The sequence below is a fragment of the Pseudomonas sp. Ost2 genome, from assembly GCF_018326065.1.
Classification (GTDB): Bacteria; Pseudomonadota; Gammaproteobacteria; order Pseudomonadales; family Pseudomonadaceae; genus Aquipseudomonas; species Aquipseudomonas gingeri.
Genome location: NZ_AP021904.1, coordinates 1,732,834 through 1,752,500, shown reverse-complemented (window position 1 = coordinate 1,752,500; position 19,667 = coordinate 1,732,834). Strand labels below are relative to the sequence as shown.

The window sequence follows — 19,667 nt, the reverse complement described above, 5'->3', positions numbered from 1 at the left end:
TATCCACACAAATTGTGGATAACCTTGTGAACAGAGCCACTTTTTACAGCTGAGAGCCCCGTCATACAAGGCCCCGGCTCAGATCGGGCGTTTTTTACTCACTAAAAAAAACCCATAATTTCATTGACTTGACGCCAGTCTACGACTAGGTCGATTAGCTCAATGTTAAGACTACGCTGACCAGTCTGCGTTCGATTTCTTACAGCTTATCAAGACGCAGAAACGACAACGCCCCGTCAGACGGGGCGTTGTCACAAGCACGACCAGATTACTTGGCGGCTTCGTCAGCCTTGGCCGGATCCTTGATCGCCAACAGCTCCAGATCGAACACCAGCACCGAGTTGGCCGGGATCGCCGGGCTCGGGCTCTGTGCGCCGTAAGCCAGGTCTGCCGGGATGTACAGCTTGTACTTCTCGCCAACGTGCATCAGTTGCAGGCCTTCGACCCAACCCGGAATCACGCCGCTCACCGGCAGGTCGATCGGGCTGCCGCGATCCACGGAGCTGTCGAAGGTGGTGCCGTTGGTCAGCTTGCCGGTGTAGTGAACAGTCACTACGTCGGTAGGCTTGGGCTGAGGACCGTCGGCTTTCTTGACGACTTCATACTGCAGGCCGGAAGCGGTGGTCACAACACCAGGCTTCTTGCCGTTTTCCTCGAGGAATTTCTTGCCGGCGGCTGCCGACTCTTCGCTCAGCTTGGCCATGCGCTCTTCGGCACGTTTCTGCAGGGCGGCAAAGGCTTCGACCAGTTCGTCGTCTTTCAGCTTCTGCTCTTTCTTGCCGATGGCATCTTCGATGCCCTGGGCAACAGCCTTGGAATCCAGATCATCCATGCCTTCCTGAGCCAGGCTCTTGCCCATGTTCAGGCCGATACCATAGGAAGCTTTTTGCGCCGGGGTTTTCAGCTCTACGCTGGAATGCGAGTCGCAGCCCGCAAGTACCAGGCTTACCAGGGCAACCGCCGCCGCCAACCGATGCTGTTTCATGCTATTTCCTTGTTCATGCGCCTAAAGGGCAATCGAGTAAAGCCGCGAGCTTATCAGGCGGCCACGACCAATGGCTACGGGGATGAGAGGGGTAAAGCGCCAATAAGTTCAGTCATTTCGGGCATTTTACAAAGCCCTGACGTTCAGTTTACGTACCGGTCCGACACCATCCCCCGACAGGGGGCCAGCATAGACGGCCATCACGGCCACTTGCTGCCTGACAACGGCTCAGGCATAAGAGCATGACAACTCGACAAGGATCGTTATCTTGCGCATATTTTACCGTGTGTTACTGGCTCTGATACTCCTGCTTGGCCTAGGCCTCGCGGTGATTCTGTACTACATCGCCAATCCGAAATTGCCGACATACGTGCCGGCGGAACAGGTCCGCTACCTGGAGCAGTGGAGCCCCGCCGACCGCCAGACCTTCTACTACACCCCCCAGGGCACCCAGGTGAAAGGCCTGCGGTATGAATGGTTCACCGCCCTGGAACTGCCTTTCTCCGAGCAACGCTTCGCGGCCCCGGAATACCTGGCGCGTTTCGGTTTCCTGGTGGACCCCGGGCAACAGGCCTCGCCGGACAATCCCGGCAACCTGCCAGTAGGCTTCACCCGTCACCAGAACCCCGGCAGCGACGCCCGCTACCTGGATATCACCTGCGCCGCCTGCCATACCGGCGAACTGCGCTATAAAGGACAGGCCCTACGGATCGACGGCGGCTCGGCCCAGCATGTGCTGCCCTCGAGCGTGCCGACGGTACGCGGTGGCAGCTTTGGCCAGGCGCTGGTCGCCAGCCTCGCCGCCACCTATTACAACCCCTGGAAGTTCAAGCGTTTCGCCCGGCAGGTCCTCGGTGACGAATACGAAGCCCGCCACGACGAGCTGCGCGCCGCCGTCAAACAGTCCCTGGACACCTTCCTCCACGTCGCCTGGAACGATACCCATCGCGGCCTGTATCCGACCCTGGAAGGCCCCGGCCGCACGGATGCCTTCGGCCGGATCGCCAACGCCAGCTTCGGCGATGCCATCTCCGAGAAGAACTACCGGGTCGCCAATGCCCCCGTGGACTACCCGCAACTGTGGGATATCTGGACCTTCGACTGGGTCCAGTGGACCGCATCGGCCCAGCAACCCATGGCGCGCAATATCGGCGAGGCCCTGGGCGTCGGCGCCACCCTGAACTTCTTCGATGACAACGGCCAGCCGCTGCAGGGCGACGCTCGCTACCCCTCCAGCGTGCGGGTGCGCGACCTGCACAAGATCGAGGAAACCCTGCAACGCCTGAAGCCGCCGACCTGGCCCGAGGACCTGTTCGGCAAGGTCGACCTGGCCCGTGCCGCCCAGGGTCGCGCGCTGTTCGCCGAGAACTGCGCCGGCTGCCACGTGCCGGCGACCAACGAGGAAAACGGCCGGCCGGTGCAGCACCTGAAAGCGATTCCGCTCGCGGCGATCGGTACCGATCCCAACACCGCCAGCAATATCGCCGACCAGCGCTACGACCTCAGCGCCTTGCAGTGGGACCCGGCGGAGCTGGCAAGACTGCCGGTGGAACTGCACCCCAAGCCGGACCAGCCGCTGGACATGACGCAACTGTCGGTCGCCAAGGGCCTGGCCTATGTCACCGCCTTCGTCGAAGAACGCGCCTACCGCGACGCCAAGGTCACCCCCGCCGAGCGCGCGCAACTGGACGGTTTCGGCCTGCCCATCGGCGTCCTCGAACAGCGCGCCTACAAGGCACGCCCCCTGGCCGGGGTCTGGGCCACGCCGCCTTATCTGCACAACGGCTCGGTACCCAGCCTGTATCAGCTGCTGTCCCCCCAGGACGAGCGCGCCACCACCTTCTACAGAGGCACCTTCGAATACGATCCGCGCCACCTGGGCTATCGCCAGAAAGCCTTCGAGAACGGCTTCCTGTTCGATACCCGGATCAGTGGCAACCACAACAGCGGCCACGAATTCCGTGCCGGCAAGCGTGGCAACGGGGTCATCGGCCGCCTGCTGCAACCGGAAGAGCGCTGGGCCCTGCTCGAATACCTGAAAGTGTTGGGCGGACCGCTGGAGCAGCAACTGCCATGAGCCTGCAATCCCACGATCACGTCAAAAGGATGACCCCATGTTGAAGCGACTCTGGCTGCGCCTCGGCGCCTTTCTCGGCAAGAGCCTGCTGGTCCTGATCGGCCTCGGCCTGCTCGGCTGGGGGTTGTCGACCGGCTGGTATGCCTGGCGCCACAGCGGGCCGGTCTCGGCGGAGGAACAGGTGCCGCCCGGTGAGTCGGCCATGACCCAGGACATCATCCAGACCGCCGTGCGCATCGTCGACCAGCACCGCGAGGGCACGCGCTTTCTGCGTGACGCCCATGCCAAGGCCCACGGCTGCGTGAAGGCCGAAGTCCGGGTACTCGATGGCCTGGGCGGCGATCTGCGCCAGGGTGTGTTCGCCGAGCCGGGCAAGACCTGGCAGGCCTTGATCCGCCTGTCCAATGGCAACGCCTACCCGCAGTTCGACAGTATCCGCGATGCCCGCGGCATGGCGATCAAGCTGATGGATGTCCCCGGCAAGCAGTTGCTGGCGGGGCAACAGGGTCGTCACGAGCAGGATTTCGTGATGTTCAGCCACCCGAACTTTTTCGTCAGCGACGTTGCCGAGTACCAGCAGAACATCGGGGCCCAGGCCGATGGCAAGAAGGTCCTGGCGTTTTTCCCGAGCTGGAATCCCACCGGCTGGCAGATCCGCCATCTGTTCATTGCCCTGGCAACCCTGGCGCCGGCACCGAAAAGCCCGACCCGGACGACCTACTTCTCCGTATCGCCGTACAAGTTCGGCAGCGCCAACGCCAAGTTCCGTGTAGCGCCCGATCCACAGAGCTGCCCGGAATACGAATTGCCGAAGCAGAACGAGGACCTGCCGAACTTCCTGCGCAGCGCCCTGGTCCAGCAGTTATCCACAGACCGCGTACCGGCCTGCTTCGTCCTGCAGATCCAGCGCCAGAACGCCAACAAGTACATGCCGATCGAAGACACCAGCATCGAATGGAAGGAAAGCGATGCGCCATACGAGACCGTGGCGAGCGTGCGCATCCCGGCCCAGGACTTCGATACGCTGGAACAGAACATCGCCTGTGACAACCAGTCGTTCAGCCCCTGGCACGGCCTGGAGGCCCATCGACCGATTGGCGGGATCAACCGCTTGCGCAAGGCGGTATACGACGCGGTCAGCGATTACCGGCATAGCCGCAACGCCGAGCAATAGCGCCGTCCTTTATCCTTGTGGCGCCTGCGCGGGCGCCATCGCCGGCAAGCCGGCTCCCACAATAGCCCGTGCTGAACACTGGATTAGCGTGCGACAAAAATCTTGTGGGAGCCGGCTTGCTGGCGATCGCGATGTGAGCCTCACCGCCGCAATCACTGAACGGCGTCAGAAGAGACGGACGAAAAAAAGCCCGCACAAGGCGGGCTTTCCGTGATGTCCTGGCGTTCAGTGGTCCAGGACATCGAATATGGCGCAGCGGACGGGACTCGAACCCGCGACCCCCGGCGTGACAGGCCGGTATTCTAACCGACTGAACTACCGCTGCGCGTAACACTGATATCGAATGGTGGGTGATGACGGGATCGAACCGCCGACCCTCTGCTTGTAAGGCAGATGCTCTCCCGGCTGAGCTAATCACCCTTCGCTTTCGGTGTGGGCGCATTATGCCACAAAAAATCCATAACGCACTGATTTAAATAATCTTTTTTTAAATCCAGGATTTTTTGCAAACAGCAGACAGCAAAAAGCCCGCACTAGGCGGGCTTCCTGTGATGTCCTGGCGTTCAGTGGTCCAGAACATCGAATATGGCGCAGCGGACGGGACTCGAACCCGCGACCCCCGGCGTGACAGGCCGGTATTCTAACCGACTGAACTACCGCTGCGCGTAACACTGTTGACGAATGGTGGGTGATGACGGGATCGAACCGCCGACCCTCTGCTTGTAAGGCAGATGCTCTCCCGGCTGAGCTAATCACCCTTCGCTTTCGGTGTGGCGCGCATTCTACGGAGCACTCCACACTCTGGCAAGCACTTTCTTTAATATTTTTCTCAGGCCTTCCAAAGACTTAGCAGAGGGTTGGCCTATCGGGCCACGAAGAGAATAATGCCCTCCTTTGTATAAAGGAGAGATTCACCCCATGTGGTTCAAAAACCTGCTTATCTATCGCCTGACCCAAGATCTGCCTTTTGATGCCGAGGCGTTGGAAACCGCACTGGCGACCAAACCGGCCCGCCCCTGTGCAAGCCAGGAGTTGACCACCTATGGCTTCGTCGCTCCGTTCGGCAAGGGTGAAGACGCCCCGCTGGTCCACGTCAGCGGCGACTTCCTGCTGGTCGCGGCGCGCAAGGAAGAGCGCATCCTGCCCGGCAGCGTGGTGCGTGACGCGCTGAAGGAAAAGGTCGAGGAGATCGAGGCCGAGCAAATGCGCAAGGTCTACAAGAAGGAACGCGATCAACTCAAGGATGAAATCATCCAGGCGTTCCTGCCCCGTGCCTTTATCCGTCGCTCGGCGACCTTTGCCGCGATCGCGCCGAAACAGGGCCTGATCCTGGTCAACTCGGCCAGCCCGAAACGCGCCGAAGACCTGCTGTCGACCCTGCGTGAAGTACTCGGCACCCTGCCGGTTCGTCCGCTGACCGTGAAGACCGCGCCGACCGCGGTGATGACCGACTGGGTCAAGACCCTGAAAGCCGCCGAGCACTTCTTTGTCCTCGACGAGTGCGAACTGCGCGACACCCAGGAAGATGGCGGCATCGTCCGCTGCAAGCGCCAGGACCTGACCGGCGAGGAAATCCAGCTGCACCTGAGCACCGGCAAGATGGTCACCCAGCTGGCATTGGCCTGGCAGGACAAGCTGTCCTTCGTGCTCGATGACAAGATGGTGGTCAAGCGCCTGAAGTTCGAAGACCTGCTGCAGGACCAGGCGGAACAGGACGGTGGCGAAGAAGCCCTGGGCCAGCTGGACGCCAGCTTCACCCTGATGATGCTGACCTTCGGCGAGTTCCTGCCGGAACTGTTCGACGCCCTGGGTGGCGAGGAAATGCCGCAGGGCATCTGATGCCGGACGCGGGCCCTGTGCAGGAGCCGACTTGCCGGCGATAGCGTCCGCCTCATCGCTGGTAAGCCAGCTACAAGGGCCATGTCGGGCACGGAACGGGCGTACGACATCCATTCCCTGTGGGAGCCGGCTTGCTGGCGATAGCGTCCGCACAGCCACCACAAGGCTCAAGGGCCTCATCGCTGCGAGGCGGCGTCCCGACAAGCCGGCTCCTGCAAGGGGCCGGGTCAAGATGACGAACTCAAATAACAAGGAAATCCCATGCGCGCACTGGCCGCACTCAGCCGTTTTGTCGGTAACACCTTCGCCTACTGGGTGCTGATTTTCGCCGTGCTGGCGTTTCTGCAACCTGCCTGGTTCATCAGCCTGAAAGTCGCCATCGTGCCCCTGCTCGGCCTGGTGATGTTCGGCATGGGCCTGACCCTCAAACTCGAAGACTTCGCCGAAGTCGCCCGCCATCCCTGGCGCGTGGCCCTTGGTGTGGTCGCCCATTTCATTATCATGCCGGGCGTCGCCTGGCTGCTCTGCCGAGCCTTCCAGCTGCCGGCGGAAATCGCCGTCGGAGTGATCCTGGTCGGTTGCTGCCCGAGCGGCACTTCGTCCAATGTGATGACCTGGCTGGCCCGTGGCGACCTGGCGCTGTCGGTGGCGATTGCCGCGGTCACCACCCTGCTCGCCCCGTTGCTGACCCCGGCGCTGATCTGGCTGCTGGCCTCGGCCTGGTTGCCGGTGTCGTTCATGGAGCTGTTCTGGTCGATCCTGCAAGTGGTGCTGCTGCCCATCGTGCTCGGCGTGGTTGCCCAACGCCTGCTGGGGGAACGGGTACGCCATGCGGTGGAAGTCCTGCCGCTGATCTCGGTGGTGAGCATCGTGATCATCGTCACCGCAGTGGTCGCCGCCAGCCAGGCGAAGATCGCCGAGTCGGGACTGCTGATCATGGCCGTGGTCATGCTGCATAACAGCTTCGGTTATCTGCTCGGCTATTTCACCGGCCGCCTGTTCAAGCTGCCGCTGGCCCAGCGCAAGTCGCTGGCCCTGGAAGTCGGCATGCAGAACTCCGGGCTGGGCGCCGCCCTGGCCAGCGCGCACTTCTCGCCATTGGCGGCGGTGCCCAGCGCGCTGTTCAGTGTCTGGCACAATATTTCCGGGGCCCTGCTCTCGACCTGGTTCCGCCGGATGAGTGACAGGCAGGACCGCGAACTGGCCGCCCAGGGCACGGCCGACTGAGTGACAACTTGATCCCCAGGTTGAGAATGGGCAATATAGTGCGCAACGCAGGGACGACCTTGCGGCTCGATCGAGTTATCAATCTGGGGACGACCCCGTCAATCGATGGAGGTCATCATGTCCTGGATCATTCTGTTTTTCGCCGGTCTGTTTGAAGTCGGTTGGGCCGTCGGCCTGAAATACACCGATGGCTTCAGCCGCCCGCTGCCCACCGCCCTGACCGTTGCCGCCATGGCCATCAGCCTCGGCCTGCTGGGCCTTGCCATGAAGGAATTGCCGCTGGGGACCGCCTACGCGATCTGGACCGGTGTCGGCGCGGTGGGCACGGTGATCGCCGGCATCATCCTGTTCGGCGAGTCCATGGCCCTGTTCCGGCTGGCGAGCGTGGCGCTGATCATCGCCGGACTGATCGGCCTGAAGGTCTCGGCGGCCTGACAGTGTCCCTTGTGGGAGCTGGCTTGCCGGCGATGAGGCCAACAAGCCGATCGGACGCCATCGCCGGCAAGCCGGCTCCCACAAGGGCTGTGTTCAATCGTAAGGAATGAGGAAGCCTGCGAGGCCGCTAAAAGCTTCCCTCCCGCACACGCCTAACGGTGCACCATCCCCCGCAACTGCAACACCTGCTCACGCAACCGCGCCGGCACTGCCTCCTCGGCCACCACCGTCGGCCCGGCCACCAGGGTTACCCGTGACCAGAGGCGACGGAACAGGCCCTTCTGCGGATCGCGGCTGAAGAAGCTGCCCCACAAGCCTTGCAGCGCCAGGGGAATCACCGGCACCGGGGTTTCCTCCAGCACGCGGGTCATGCCGCCCTTGAACTCGCTGATCTCGCCATCGGTGGTCAACTTGCCCTCGGGAAAAATGCACACCAGCTCGCCGTCCTTCAGGTACTCGGCAATCTTGCGGAACGCACGCTCGTAGATCTCCAGGTCTTCACCGCGCCCGGCAATCGGAATCGCTCCGGCAGTGCGGAAGATGAAGTTGAGCACCGGCAAGCGGTAGATCTTGTAATACATCACGAAGCGGATCGGCCGACGTACCGCCCCGCCGATCAGCAGCGCATCGACGAACGATACGTGGTTGCACACCAGCAACGCCGGCCCCTCATCGGGGATCAGCTCAAGGTTCCTGTGTTCGACCCGGTACATGGAATGGCTGAGGAGCCAGATCATGAAACGCATGCTGAACTCGGGGACGATCTTGAAGATGTAGGCGTTGACCGCGATGTTCATCAGCGACACCACCAGGAACAACTCCGGGATCGACAGCTTCGCCACGCTCAGCAGCAGAATCGAGACGATTGCCGAGACCACCATGAACAACGCATTGAGAATATTGTTCGCGGCGATCACCCGGGCCCGCTCGTTCTCGGCGGTGCGCGACTGGATCAAGGCATACAGCGGCACGATATAGAAGCCGCCGAACACCCCCAGCCCGAGGATATCGAGCAACACCCACCAGGCCTGGTGGTAGCCCAGCACATTCAGCCAGTCATTGGCCTGGATGTTCTGCGGCAAGTTGCCTGAATGCCACCACAACAGCAGGCCGAACAGCGTCAGGCCGAAGGAGCCGAACGGCACCAGGCCGATTTCCACCTTGCGTCCGGACAGGCGCTCGCAGAGCATCGACCCCACCGCGATGCCCACCGAGAACACGGTGAGAATCAGGGTCACCACGGTTTCATCGCCGTACATCCATTCCTTGGCGTAGGCGGGAATCTGCGTCAGGTAGATCGCCCCGACAAACCAGAACCACGAGTTGCCGACAATCGAGCGCGAAACCGCCGGCGTCTGTCCCAGGCCCAGGCGCAAGGTGGCCCAGGACTGGCTGAAGATATTCCAGTTCAACCGCAACTGTGGGCTGGACGCCGCCGCCCGGGGAATGCCGCGGCTGGCGAAATAGCCCAGGACCGCCACGCCGATGATGGCGGCGGAGACAACCGGTGCGTAATGACTGGAGGACATCATGATCCCGGCACCGATGGTCCCGGCCAGGATCGCCAGGAAGGTACCCATTTCCACCAGGCCGTTGCCGCCCACCAGTTCCTCTTCGCGCAGGGCCTGGGGCAGGATCGAATATTTCACCGGGCCGAACAGCGCCGAATGGGTGCCCATGGCGAACAACGCCACCAGCATCAGGGACAGGTGGTCGAACAGGAAGCCGGTGGCCCCGACCGCCATGATGGCGATTTCCCCCAGCTTGATCAGCCGGATCAGCGCGTCCTTGGCGAACTTCTCGCCAAACTGCCCGGCCAGGGCCGAAAACAGGAAGAACGGCAGGATGAACAGCAGGGCGCAGAGGTTGACCCAGATGCCGCGATCACCGTCGATGCTCAACTTGTAGAGGATGGCGAGGATCAACGACTGCTTGAAGATATTGTCGTTGAACGCTCCGAGCGACTGGGTCACGAAGAACGGCAGGAAGCGCCGCGTACGCAGTAGGCTGAACTGTGAGGGGTGACTCATCTTCCATGGTCCTGAGTGGCGCCGAGAGCGGCTTTCTTGTTGGAATGCGGATCACCGCTCCAGGCCACAACCTTACCTAATCCTGAAGATTTATTTCGCGATTCCTGCAAGGCAGGGCGAAACAAACAGCTCGCCTTTATACGCGCCCCGCAGCGTACGACTGCCGACGATCAGCCACAAGACCGCCAGCAAGGCCACCAGCACCAGGCCAAAGCCGCTGAAAAAGCCCAGGTGCAAGGTGCTGCCCAGTTTCAGGGTCGCCAGGGAGTAGACGCCCAGGGGGAAAGTGAAGCCCCACCAGCCGAGGTTGAAGGGAATGCCGCGACGCAGGTAACGCAGGGTGATCAGCACCGCCATCAGCATCCACCACAGGCCGAAGCCCCAGAGGATGATGCCGGCGACCAGGCCCAGGCCACTGGCGATCTCGCCGATCCCCGCCAACCCATTGGCGGCGAAGATCGCCGGCGAATCCGCCCCCAGCACCAGCATGCCCAAGGCCCCGGTACCGATCGGCCCCAGCGCCAGCCAGCTCGAGGCCGCCATGTTTTCATGGGGCAACTTGTGCAAGGCCATGCGCAACAGCAGGATCACCAGGATGCTGAACGCCACAGGCACCGAGAACGCCCAGAGCACATAGCTGGTGATCAGCACATTGAACTGCATGTGCGCATCCAGCAGGTGCGGCGCCAGCAGGCCACCACTGGCCGCCGCCACTTCCGCGGCCACCACCGGCAACAGCCAGACCGCGGTCATCTGGTCGATGCTGTGCTGCTGGCGGGTGAACATCATGAAGGGAATCAGCACGCCGCAGGCCAGGGACATCGCCACATCGATCCACCACAGCACCTCGGCGACCTGCACCGCACCGTCGCCCCAGCGCGCCACGCCAAACAGCAGGAAGCCATTGATGATGGTCGCCAGCCCCATGGGAATGGTGCCGAAGAACATCGAGACCGTGGAATGGCCGAAAATCCGCCGGGCCTCGTCGAAAAACAATACCCAGCGTGCGCCGTAGAGCAGGCTGAACACGGCGAACAGCAGGATATTGAACAACCATAAGCCCTCGGCGAAGGCACGCTGGCCCGGTACTTCAACCGGCAACTGGGCCAGGGCCAGCGCCAGGACTCCGGTGCCCATGGTGGCGGCGAACCAGTTCGGGGTGAACTGGCGGATGGCTTCCCGGGGGTGCTGCAAATGGCTCAAGGGCCGCAGTCCGGGTTTGATGCTGTTGGGGCACGTTTGCATGGCTGACTCCTGTCCTCGGGTGAGGTTGCAGTCATCATAGAACCGTATCGAATATCCATATAACGGATAATTTCTCTATCTGTTATCTATTTTACAGATATAAATCTATACACTACCTTCGGTTTCGATCACCAGCACCCGCGCCTCTCCCTGGGGTTCGGCCAGGTGCTCGCAACCGATGGCAGCGTAAAAAATATCACCGACTTCCAGCATCACGGCCTGCTCGACGCCGTCCCGGCGATAACGCATGCGAACCTGGCCGTCGAGCACCACAAAGACCTCCTGCCCATCATTGACGTGCCAGACATATGGCTGGTCAGTCCAGTGCAATCGGGTACTGATGCCGTTCATGCTGGCGATATCCAGCGCGGCCCAGGGCCGGCTGCCGGTAAAGTCACGGCTCCGAATGAGGCTCATGAACGTTGCACCGCCTGTTGATTGGAGGCCGGGATCGAAGAGCGGGACAAGGCTACGCCGTCACTCACGGCAGACTGCCATTGCGCCGTGCTGACCACCGCGGCAAAACGCGTATGGAACACCACGCTGAACACCCGGTGGATCTCCTCGGCGCTGGCCTGCCCGGCTTCGTTGGCATAGGGCAGCGAACCGGTGGCATCACTGAGGAACTCGACCGCCAGGCCACGATGGGTGGCTTCGAAAATCGTCGAGGCATCGCAATTGTGGGTCATGTAGCCGACCACGCTCAACGTATCGATCTCGCGCTGCGCCAGCCACTGGCCGAGGTCGGTGTCGGCAAAGGCACTGGGCAGTGTCTTGTGGATCAGATGATCGCGGGCACGCGAGCCGACCACCGGATGCAACGCCCAACCCGGCGAACCGATGGCAAACAGCGGCGATCCCGCCGGACTGTCGTTCTGCACGACAACCACCGGAATACCCGCGGCATGCGCGGCATCGATGGCCTTGCCGATATTGGCCAGCGATTCCTCGACCGGCGGGTACTCGATCAGCAGGTTGCCGCTGACGTATTCGTTCTGCACATCGATCACGATCAGGGCACGACGGGGGGCGCGGGACATGGTTCAACTCCTCGGTAAACAGGCTTGAGCACGCATGATTGCCTGCCGCCCGAAAATCCATAAGTGGCCCGAAAGACAATATTCGATAAAATCAGGCCAAACCCAGCAACAGCGAGCGCGCCACGATGACCACGATCCATATCGCCGTGATCGCCTTCAACGGCATCAGCCCCTTTCATCTGTCAGTGCCAACCCTGGTGTTCGCCGAACAGCGCGAAGGCATCGACATGCCGCGCTTTGCCCTGAAGGTCTGCGGTTTCGAACCCGGCCCGCTCGCTACCTGCGCCGGCTTCGATATCCAGACCCACCATGAACTGGAGATCCTCGACCAGGCCGATGTGATCATCATGCCGTCCTGGCGGGACACCGCGGAGCGGCCACCCGAGTCGCTGCTGCACGCCTTGCGCCAGGCGCACGACAAGGGCACCCGGATCGTCGGCCTGTGCCTGGGCGCCTTTGTGCTGGCCGAGGCCGGGCTGCTGGACGGCCGCAAGGCCACCACCCACTGGAACTGGGCGGCGGACTTCGCCCGTCGATATCCGCAGGTGCTGCTGGATGCCGATGTGCTGTATGCCGAGTCCGACCACCTGCTGACCTCGGCCGGCACCGCTGCCGGCCTGGACTGCTGCCTGTACCTGATGCAGCAGTTGTGTGGCGCCGAAGTCGCGCACAAGGTCGCCCGGCGACTGGTGGTCGCACCCCATCGCTCGGGCGGGCAGGCACAGTTCATCGAGCGGCCGATTCCCCTCGCCGGCGAGCAGGATCGCATGGGGCAACTGCTGCAATGGCTCGGGCAGAATTTCACCCGTAGCCATTCCCTTGATGAACTGGCCGACCGTGTGGCAATGAGTCGCCGATCATTTACCCGGCACTTCCGGCAACTGACCGGCACCACCGTCGGCCAGTGGCTGCTGGGACAACGCCTGAGCCATGCCCAACGCCTGCTGGAAAGCAGCCCCCACAGCATAGAAACCATTGCCCAGGAAGCCGGATTCGGCACGGCGCTGTCGTTGCGCCAGCACTTCAACGCCTCGCTGCAGATTTCTCCATCGGCTTATCGGGCCCAGTTCATCGGGCGCTGAACCGACGGCACACACACCTCGGGCTCGGGCTCGTCCCGCCGGGCATCCCGTTGAAACTCCCTGCGCAGCCAGGCGGCATCCAGCACCGGCTCCAGGCCCGGTGCCGGTCGCTTGATTTCGTCGCCACGCAGCAGATCATTGCGCAGAATCGCAAAGCGCGCCCTGCTGATATGTCCGCCGGAACCGTAGAAGCCGGCCCGACCCAGCCTGGCGGCGACACCGGTTTCCCCGCCGAACCAGCCGGCACCGATACCCAGACGAGCCATGACAAAGTCCCGGTCCCTGAGGATCGATGCACAGACCTCCACCAGCGCGATAAAGCCCTGGACCGCCATGTCCATGGCTTCCAGGCCGTGCAGGACAGCGATACGCCGGCCAATGCAACGCCAGCCTTTCCTCACCAGCAGGCTGTCGATGACTTCATGGGCATGCACCACCCGTCGCCGCGCGTCACGCTCGCGCAGCAGGGCTTCCTTGAGGGCGTACAACGCAAAGGCCAGAGGCGCGGCCCCCTGGGGACGCATCGAGTCCGAAGGCAGGACATGCCGCAGTTGTCGATGAAGAGCGAACAGGACGCCGGAACTCAACAGCAGGTCGGCCTGGCGCGCCAAGGGTTGCGCGGCGACCTCGAGGGCCAGGGCAAAGGCCTCGGGCAGGTCCGCGATGGCGAGTTGTTGTACAAGAGCAGCAGGGTTCAGGGGGGATGCCGGGGATGTGCGGGCGGGCATGATCGACCTAGGAAAATCGGATGTGGGATCCGTACCAGACTGACCTGCCCCCCTCCCCGCAGCTTTCAATTAGCGCTCGCCGGCCGGCCCGCCGTCTGCCCGGGCCCTCAGGCGGGGCAGGTCTTTGCCGGGCGCTGCAGCCGCAACGCCAACAGCGCGGCCACCGACAGCACGATCAAGATCCCGCCGTAGCCCTGGGTCGTGGCGATCAGGCCGAAGGTGCGGCTCAGGCTCCCGGCCAGAAACGCCGGCAGGCAGAAGGCCAGGTAACTCAGCACATAGAACGCCGACATCAGGCCCGCCCGTTCATGGGGCAATGCCAGGGGTACCACGCTGCGCAAGGCGCCAAGGAAACCGGCACCGAAACCGCTGCCCGCCACCAGCGTGCCGACAAAGAACAGCGCCAGGCTCGCCTCGTGCACAGCCATCAGGATCAGGCTGACCCCCACCGCCAGCAAGCCGGCCCCCAGTTGCAGGACCTTGTCCGCCGGACGCTCGCGCAAGCTGAAAATGGCCGCCGCCCCGCTCAAGGTGAGGATCGCCACCAGGCCACCGCCGATCAGGTTCGAGGTCGAGCCCGTTGCGGCGCGTACCAATGACGGCGCCAGCGAAGAGTAGAAGCCACCCACCGCCCAGACCGCGATATCCACCGGCAACGACAACCACAGCGCCCGCCGGGCCTGTGGCGGGACATGCAAGGTCGGGCGCAACGACGCCAGCGCCCCCGGCTGCGCGCTGACACTTTCCGGCAGGCGCCAGACATACAGGGCCTGGAGCACCAGCAACGCCAGGAGCAACTCGTACACCAACTGCGTGGGCCGTGGACAGAACTCGGCCAGCACGCTGGCGCCGAAGGCCCCGCAGGCCATGCCCAGCAACGGCGCCAGGCTGTTGACCAACGGCCCCTTGCGATTGTCGCGATCCAGCAGGGCCGCACTCAGTACGCTGGTGGCCATCCCGGTGGCGAAGCCTTGCAGGATGCGGGCGGCAATCAGCAACGATATGCTGTCGGCGCCGATGAACAAGCCCATGGCGACGATTTCCAGCAGCAGCGCGCCGAAGATCACCGGCTTGCGTCCCAGGTGATCCGACAACGAACCGACCGTCAGCAAGGCTGCCAGCAGGCTCAGGGCATAGACGCCGAAGATCAGGGTCAGGGTCGCGGCGGAAAATGCCATCGTCTCCTGGTACAGGTGGTACAACGGCGTCGGCGCACTGGATGCCGCGAGAAAGGTCAGCAAGGTGATCGACAGGAACACCAGGCCGGAACGGCTTGAAACGGGCATTTCGGCACGGCTGGACATAAGCGCTCTCCACAAAAGCTAATGTTTTGCTTTTGCGCAGTGTGCTACCGACTTTCGCTTAAAGCAAATTCTTTGTGTTAAGGTTTTATCCATGGCAATCAAAGAAAGTATCCGCCCCGGTGGCCGCAGTGCCCGGGTGCAGGAATCGATTCATGCGGCGGTCCGTGCGCTCCTTGAAGAGCAGGACCGCTCGACCCTCACCGTCCCGCAAATCGCCGCGCGGGCCGGTGTCACGCCGTCGACCATCTACCGGCGATGGGGCGATCTCTCGGAGTTGCTGGCGGACGTGGCCCTCGCGCGCCTGCAACCGGATCGCGAACCGCTCGACACCGGCAGCCTGCCGGGCGACCTGCGCGCCTGGGCCGAGCAGTACCTGGATGAGATCAGCTCGGAGCCGGGACGCAACCTGATGCGCGACGTCCAGAACAGCGCCTCCAGGCCTTGTTATTGCGTGGAGATCCTCGGCGGGCAATTGCAGATCATCCTCGATCGCTACCGCCAGGCCGTCGTGCCGCTGCCCAGCGTCGATCACCTGATCAACCTGATCGTCTCCCCGACGGTGTTCCGCGTCCTGTTCTCCAGCGCACCGTTGAGTGTCGAGGAGTTGCACCAGCAGATCGACATCGCCCTGCGCGGCTGAACCATCGACTGCGACACCCGGCCACGCTCGACCTTGGTCGACACTGACGCCGCCCGGCCATCGTGCGAGACTGTAGCGCCAGGGCCGGACTGCCCTCGGGATATCTTTTGCCGGGAGTTTCCATGTCGCTGTCCAGCGGGCTGATCGCCGCCGTCGCCCTGGCCTATATGGCCATCATGTTCGCCATCGCCTTCTACGGCGACCGCCGCAGCGCGCCCCTGCCGCCGCGGGTGCGCGCCTGGGTCTACAGCCTGTCACTGGCGGTCTACTGCACCAGCTGGACCTTCTTCGGCGCGGTCGGCCAGGCCGCCGACCAGCTCTGGGCATTCCTGCCGATCTACCTGGGCCCGGTGCTGTTGCTGGTGTTCGCGCCCTGGGTCCTGCAGAAGATGGTGCTGATCAGCAAACAGGAAAACATCACCTCGATCGCCGACTTCATCGCCGCCCGCTACGGCAAGTCGCAATCCCTGGCGGTGGTGGTCGCGCTGATCTGCCTGGTCGGGGTACTGCCCTATATTGCCTTGCAGCTCAAGGGCATCGTGCTCGGGGTCAACCTGCTGATCGGCGCCGGGGCCGACGCCATGGGCGTGCGGGCCCAGGACACGGCGCTGATCGTCTCCCTGGTGCTGGCGCTGTTCACCATCGTCTTCGGTACCCGCAACCTCGACGCCACCGAGCACCACCGCGGCATGGTGCTGGCGATTGCCTTCGAGTCCCTGGTCAAGCTGTTCGCCTTTCTCGCGGTGGGTGCCTTTGTCACCTACGGCCTCTACGACGGCTTCGACGATCTGTTCGACCAGGCCAGGACCTCGGAACTGCTGGCCGAGTACTGGAAGGAAACGGTCAACTGGCCCTCCATGGTGGTGCAGACCGGTGTAGCGATGATGGCGATCATCTGCCTGCCACGACAATTCCACGTCACAGTGGTGGAAAACATCGAGCCCCAGGACCTGCGACTGGCCAAATGGGTGTTCCCCGCCTACCTGATCCTCGCGGCCCTGTTCGTGGTGCCGATTGCCCTCGCCGGGCGGATGATGCTGCCCGCCGAGGTCCTGCGCGACTCTTACGTCATCAGCCTGCCACTGGCCCAGGCGCATCCGGCACTGGCCGTGCTGGCCTTTATCGGCGGCGCCTCGGCGGCCACCGGGATGGTGATCGTCGCCAGCGTCGCCTTGTCGACCATGGTTTCCAACGACATGCTGCTGCCCTGGCTGCTGCGCCGGACCAATTCCGAGCGGCCATTCGAAGTGTTCCGCCACTGGATGCTGTCGGTGCGTCGCATCAGCATCGTGGTGATCCTGCTGCTGGCCTATGTCAGCTATCGCCTGCTCGGCTCCACCGCCAGCCTGGCGACCATCGGCCAGATCGCCTTTGCCGCCGTGACCCAGCTGGCCCCGGCGATGCTCGGGGCGCTGTACTGGAAACAGGCCAACCGCCGCGGCGTGTTTGCCGGTATCGCCGCAGGCACCTTCCTCTGGTTCTATACCCTGATCCTGCCGATCGCCGCCCATAGCCTGGGCTGGTCGCTCAGCAGTTTCCCCGGCCTGGCCTGGCTGCACGGCAACCCGCTGAACCTGCCCATCACGCCCCTTACCCAGGGCGTGGTGCTGTCGCTGGCCGGTAACTTCACCCTGTTCGCCTGGGTCTCGGTACTGTCGCGGACCCGCGTCTCGGAGCACTGGCAGGCTGGGCGTTTCATCGGCCAGGAAATCAACGCCCGCCCCAGCGCCCGCTCGATGCTGGCGGTACAGATCGAAGACCTGCTGACCCTCGCCGCGCGGTTTGTCGGCGACGAGCGCGCGCGCCAGAGCTTTATCCGTTTCGCCTATCGACAGGGCAAGGGCTTCAACCCGAACCAGAACGCCGACAGCGACTGGATCGCCCACACCGAGCGCCTGCTGGCCGGTGTCCTCGGCGCATCCTCGACCCGGGCGGTGGTGAAAGCCGCCATCGAAGGCCGGGAAATGCAACTGGAGGACGTGGTCCGGATCGCCGACGAAGCCTCCGAGGTGCTGCAGTTCAATCGCGCCCTGCTGCAGGGCGCCATCGAGAACATCACCCAGGGCATCAGCGTGGTCGATCAGTCACTGAAACTGGTGGCCTGGAACCGTCGCTACCTGGAGCTGTTCAACTATCCCGACGGCCTGATCAGCGTCGGCCGGCCGATTGCCGACATCATCCGCTACAACGCCGAGCGCGGCCTCTGCGGCCCCGGCGAGGCCGAGGTCCACGTCGCCCGGCGCCTGCACTGGATGCGCCAGGGCCGGGCGCACACGTCCGAACGACTGTTCCCCAATGGCCGGGTGATCGAATTGATCGGCAACCCGATGCCGGGCGGCGGTTTTGTCATGAGCTTCACCGACATCACCGCGTTCCGCGAGGCCGAGCAGGCCCTCACCGAAGCCAATGAAGGCCTGGAGCAACGGGTCGCCGAGCGTACCCATGAACTGTCGCAACTCAACGTCGCGCTGACCGAGGCCAAGGGCACCGCCGAATCGGCCAACCAGTCCAAGACCCGCTTTCTCGCGGCGGTCAGTCACGACCTGATGCAACCCCTGAACGCCGCGCGACTGTTTTCCGCGGCACTCTCCCATCAGGAAGACGGCCTGTCCGGCGAGGCCCAGCAACTGGTGCAGCACCTGGACAGTTCACTGCGCTCGGCCGAAGACCTGATCAGCGACCTGCTGGATATCTCGCGCCTGGAAAACGGCAAGATCACCCGGGACGCGAAACCCTTTGCCCTCAACGAACTGTTCGACACCCTGGGCGCGGAGTTCAAGGCCCTGGCCCAGGAACAGGGCCTGAAATTCCGCGTGCGGGGCAGCCGCCTGCAGATCCACAGCGATATCAAGCTGCTGCGGCGGATCCTGCAGAACTTCCTCACCAATGCCTTCCGCTACGCCAGGGGACCGGTGCTGCTGGGTGTGCGGCGGCGCGGCGAACAACTGCTGCTGGAGGTGTGGGATCGCGGTCCGGGCATTCCCGAAGACAAGCGCCAGGTGATTTTTGAGGAATTCAAGCGCCTCGACAGCCATCAGACCCGCGCCGAGAAGGGCCTGGGACTCGGACTGGCGATTGCCGACGGCTTGTGTCGGGTGCTCGGGCACCAGTTGCAGGTACGCTCCTGGCCGGGACGGGGCAGCGTCTTCAGCGTCAGCGTGCCCCTGGCCCGTGGCCGCGTGGCGACAGCCAACAAGGCGGCGCCCCACAACGGCCACGTCATGAGCGGGGCGCAGGTGCTGTGTGTCGACAACGAAGACAGCATCCTGATCGGCATGCACAGCCTGCTGACCCGTTGGGGCTGCCAGGTCTGGACCGCGCGCAATCGTCAGGAATGCACGGCACTGCTGGAACAGGGTATTCGCCCGCAATTGGCGCTGGTGGACTATCACCTCGATGACGGCGAGACCGGCACCGGATTGATGGCCTGGCTGCGCACGCGATTGAACGAACCGCTGCCCGGCGTCGTGATCAGCGCCGACGGTCGCCCGGAGACGGTGGCCCAGGTACACGGGGCCGGGCTCGACTACCTGGCCAAACCGGTGAAGCCGGCGGCGCTACGGGCCTTGCTGAGCCGGCATCTGCCGCTTTGAAAGCTTCACCGACGCTATCGCTGGCAAGCCAGCTCCTACAGGGTTCCAGGCTGGACAACAGTCCGTGGTGAACCCCCATCCTGTGGGAGCGGGCTGGCCCGCGAAAGCGGCGGCGCGGCTGGCATCGTTATCGCTGGCAAGCCAGCTCCTACAAGGTCCCTGGCTGGACGATAGTTCGTGGTGAGCCCCCAGCCTGTGGGAGCGGGCTGGCCCGCGAAAGCGGCGGTACGGCTGGCCTCGTCATCGCTGGCAAGCCAGTTCCTACAGG

At 63.4% G+C, this 19,667-nt stretch carries 15 protein-coding genes and 4 tRNA genes; 8 read left to right on the top strand and 11 right to left on the bottom strand.

All coding sequences use genetic code 11. From position 1 onward, the window contains the following. Nucleotides 1-268: 268 nt before the first annotated feature. Entirely contained in the window at nucleotides 269-985 is a 717-nt protein-coding gene (locus KI243_RS07725) for an FKBP-type peptidyl-prolyl cis-trans isomerase (RefSeq protein ID WP_017127802.1), read from the bottom strand. Nucleotides 986-1,253: 268 nt separating this feature from the next. On the opposite strand from KI243_RS07725, the gene KI243_RS07720 reads away from it, so the two are divergent. Beyond that, on the top strand, nucleotides 1,254-3,062 hold the full coding sequence (locus tag KI243_RS07720) for a di-heme-cytochrome C peroxidase (RefSeq protein WP_212810666.1): 1,809 nt from the start codon (nucleotides 1,254-1,256) through the stop codon (nucleotides 3,060-3,062). A 37-nt stretch (nucleotides 3,063-3,099) separates the two neighbouring features. Then, the gene (locus KI243_RS07715; RefSeq protein ID WP_177085287.1) at nucleotides 3,100-4,236 is read left to right on the top strand and encodes a catalase family protein; all 1,137 of its coding nucleotides are present in this window, start codon (nucleotides 3,100-3,102) and stop codon (nucleotides 4,234-4,236) included. A 248-nt stretch (nucleotides 4,237-4,484) separates the two neighbouring features. Here the strand turns inward: KI243_RS07715 and KI243_RS07710 are convergent. The 4 genes from KI243_RS07710 to KI243_RS07695 all read right to left on the bottom strand — a co-directional run bounded on the left by KI243_RS07710 (nucleotide 4,485) and on the right by KI243_RS07695 (nucleotide 4,994). Then, nucleotides 4,485-4,561: transfer RNA gene (locus KI243_RS07710), tRNA-Asp, on the bottom strand. 19 nt (nucleotides 4,562-4,580) lie between these two features. Beyond that, nucleotides 4,581-4,656: transfer RNA gene (locus KI243_RS07705), tRNA-Val, on the bottom strand. Between the two features lie 166 nt (nucleotides 4,657-4,822). Then, nucleotides 4,823-4,899, bottom strand: a tRNA-Asp gene (locus tag KI243_RS07700). A gap of 19 nt (nucleotides 4,900-4,918) precedes the next feature. Continuing rightward, nucleotides 4,919-4,994: transfer RNA gene (locus KI243_RS07695), tRNA-Val, on the bottom strand. A 160-nt stretch (nucleotides 4,995-5,154) separates the two neighbouring features. Between KI243_RS07695 and rdgC the strand changes: the two genes are divergently transcribed. The 3 genes from rdgC (at nucleotide 5,155) to sugE (ending at nucleotide 7,737) form a co-directional block, all read left to right on the top strand. After that, the gene (gene rdgC, locus KI243_RS07690) at nucleotides 5,155-6,075 is read left to right on the top strand and encodes a recombination-associated protein RdgC (RefSeq protein ID WP_017127797.1); all 921 of its coding nucleotides are present in this window, start codon (nucleotides 5,155-5,157) and stop codon (nucleotides 6,073-6,075) included. Nucleotides 6,076-6,336: 261 nt separating this feature from the next. After that, the gene (locus KI243_RS07685; protein ID WP_017127796.1) at nucleotides 6,337-7,302 is read left to right on the top strand and encodes a bile acid:sodium symporter family protein; all 966 of its coding nucleotides are present in this window, start codon (nucleotides 6,337-6,339) and stop codon (nucleotides 7,300-7,302) included. Nucleotides 7,303-7,419: 117 nt separating this feature from the next. Next, nucleotides 7,420-7,737 (top strand): quaternary ammonium compound efflux SMR transporter SugE, encoded by a 318-nt coding sequence (sugE, locus tag KI243_RS07680; protein ID WP_017127795.1) that lies wholly within the window; start codon nucleotides 7,420-7,422, stop codon nucleotides 7,735-7,737. Between the two features lie 152 nt (nucleotides 7,738-7,889). Here the strand turns inward: sugE and KI243_RS07675 are convergent, their stop codons facing one another. From KI243_RS07675 to KI243_RS07660, 4 genes are all read right to left on the bottom strand, one after another. After that, nucleotides 7,890-9,767 (bottom strand): MFS transporter, encoded by a 1,878-nt coding sequence (locus KI243_RS07675; RefSeq protein WP_212810665.1) that lies wholly within the window; start codon nucleotides 9,765-9,767, stop codon nucleotides 7,890-7,892. 90 nt (nucleotides 9,768-9,857) lie between these two features. Beyond that, nucleotides 9,858-11,012, bottom strand: a complete 1,155-nt coding sequence (locus tag KI243_RS07670) for a TDT family transporter (protein ID WP_177085291.1) — start codon at nucleotides 11,010-11,012, stop codon at nucleotides 9,858-9,860. 105 nt (nucleotides 11,013-11,117) lie between these two features. Further along, nucleotides 11,118-11,429 (bottom strand): cupin, encoded by a 312-nt coding sequence (locus KI243_RS07665; protein ID WP_017127793.1) that lies wholly within the window; start codon nucleotides 11,427-11,429, stop codon nucleotides 11,118-11,120. Continuing rightward, nucleotides 11,426-12,052: a cysteine hydrolase family protein gene (locus KI243_RS07660; RefSeq protein WP_017127792.1), complete on the bottom strand. Its 627-nt coding sequence runs from the start codon at nucleotides 12,050-12,052 to the stop codon at nucleotides 11,426-11,428. The genes KI243_RS07665 and KI243_RS07660 overlap by 4 nt, the downstream gene beginning before the upstream one ends. Nucleotides 12,053-12,177: 125 nt before the next feature. Here KI243_RS07660 and KI243_RS07655 point away from each other — a divergent pair, with 125 nt between their 5' ends. Then, nucleotides 12,178-13,134 (top strand): helix-turn-helix domain-containing protein, encoded by a 957-nt coding sequence (locus tag KI243_RS07655; protein WP_017127791.1) that lies wholly within the window; start codon nucleotides 12,178-12,180, stop codon nucleotides 13,132-13,134. On the opposite strand, the gene KI243_RS07650 is transcribed toward KI243_RS07655, so the two are convergent. Both KI243_RS07650 and KI243_RS07645 read right to left on the bottom strand, forming a co-directional pair. Beyond that, nucleotides 13,107-13,862 (bottom strand): hypothetical protein, encoded by a 756-nt coding sequence (locus KI243_RS07650; RefSeq protein ID WP_017127790.1) that lies wholly within the window; start codon nucleotides 13,860-13,862, stop codon nucleotides 13,107-13,109. The genes KI243_RS07655 and KI243_RS07650 overlap by 28 nt on opposite strands. A 107-nt stretch (nucleotides 13,863-13,969) precedes the next feature. After that, nucleotides 13,970-15,166 (bottom strand): MFS transporter, encoded by a 1,197-nt coding sequence (locus KI243_RS07645; protein ID WP_103032789.1) that lies wholly within the window; start codon nucleotides 15,164-15,166, stop codon nucleotides 13,970-13,972. Between the two features lie 91 nt (nucleotides 15,167-15,257). Between KI243_RS07645 and KI243_RS07640 the strand changes: the two genes are divergently transcribed. Together KI243_RS07640 and KI243_RS07635 are read left to right on the top strand one after the other, a co-directional pair. After that, nucleotides 15,258-15,806, top strand: coding sequence for a TetR/AcrR family transcriptional regulator (locus tag KI243_RS07640; RefSeq protein WP_212810664.1), 549 nt, complete (start codon nucleotides 15,258-15,260; stop codon nucleotides 15,804-15,806). 122 nt (nucleotides 15,807-15,928) lie between these two features. Next, on the top strand, nucleotides 15,929-19,399 hold the full coding sequence (locus tag KI243_RS07635; protein ID WP_017127788.1) for a hybrid sensor histidine kinase/response regulator: 3,471 nt from the start codon (nucleotides 15,929-15,931) through the stop codon (nucleotides 19,397-19,399). Nucleotides 19,400-19,667 lie beyond the last annotated feature (268 nt).